We start from the raw sequence: 1,365 nt of genomic DNA on the forward strand, positions 1-1,365 counted from the left end.
GCCTCGTCGCGCCGGTAGTCCTTGACGCGGAAGCTGACGCTCGCCCCGTCGAAGGTGAGGATGCGGCGGCTGGAGATGGCGACGCGGTGGGTGTAGCGCGCCAGATAGGCGAGCACGGCCTTCGGTCCGGCAAAGGGCGGCTTGGCGTAGACCACCCAGCGCTTCCGGCGCACCGGGGCGAGCGCGCGGGCGAAGGCCCTGGGATCCGAGAGTGGGGCCAGGGGGCCGAAGAAGGCGAGCGCCCCGGCCGCGTGGAGCGCGGTGAGCCCTTCGAGGAACAGGCGGCGGAACAGCAGGCCCAGCACCCGCACCGGCAGGAGGAAGCCGGGGCGCGCGGCGATCCAGCGGGTCCCGTCCGGGGAGAGGCCGCCGCCGGGGACGATCATGTGGACATGGGGATGGTGGGTCATGGCCGAGCCCCAGGTGTGGAGCACGGCGGTCAGCCCGATGCGGGCCCCGAGGTGCCTTGGGTCGGCGGCGATCCGCATCATGGTGGTGCTCGCCGCCCGGAACAGCAGGTCGTAGACGGCGGCCTTGTTGTGGAAGGCGATGGCGGCGATCTCGGCCGGCAGGGTGAAGACGACGTGGAAGTAGCCGACCGGCAGGAGGTCGGCCTCGCGCGCGGCGAGCCAGCCGCGGGCGGCCGCGCCCTGGCACCGGGGGCAATGCCGGTTGCGACAGGAGTTGTAGGCGACGCGCAGGTGGCCGCATGCGTCGCAGCCCTCGACATGGCCGCCGAGGCTGGCGGTGCGGCAGCGCTCGATCGCCGCCATCACCTTCAGCGTATCCAGGCTCAGATGCCCGGCCTGCTCGGCGCGATAGGCCGGACTGGCGGCGCGGAAGACGTCGGCCAACTCGATCGCGGCGGGCATCGTCTCAATCCGGCGCTGCCCCCTGTCTATGGAACAGGGCGAGCCTGTCGAGGGGGCTGGTCACGGCCCGCACCGTCCGGGTTGCGACCTTGGCGTAGAGGGCGGTGGTGTCGAGCCGGCTGTGCCCCAGCAGGACCTGGATGACGCGGATGTCGACGCCGACCTCGAGGAGATGGGTGGCGAAGGAGTGGCGCAGGGTATGGGGACCGACCCGCTTGGGGATCCCGGCCGCGCGCGCCGCCTCGACGACGACGCGGTGAAGCTGGCGTGTGCTGATCGGCCGTGCCCAGTCCTGGCCGGGGAACAGCCAGCCCTGGCGCTGCAGGACACCCTGCCGGTGGCCCTCGCTCCACCAGCGCCGCAGCAGGTCCAGGAGATCGGCCGACAGCATGGCATTGCGGTCGCGGCCGGCCTTGCCGCATTCGATCCGCAGGATCATGCGGGTCGAGTCGATATCGCCGATCCTGAGCGCGGCGACCTCGGCCACGCGCAG

2 protein-coding genes are annotated in these 1,365 nt (G+C 72.3%); both read right to left on the bottom strand.

The window, feature by feature from the left end:
- Positions 1–872 (bottom strand): IS91 family transposase (locus tag ACLBYB_RS32565; protein ID WP_447701349.1); only part of this gene is annotated, 872 nt, incomplete at its 3' end.
- Positions 873–876: 4 nt separating this feature from the next.
- A partial coding sequence (locus ACLBYB_RS32570) for a tyrosine-type recombinase/integrase (protein WP_447701350.1) occupies positions 877–1,365 on the bottom strand: 489 nt, incomplete at its 5' end.

This window comes from Methylobacterium sp. D54C (assembly GCF_053345595.1).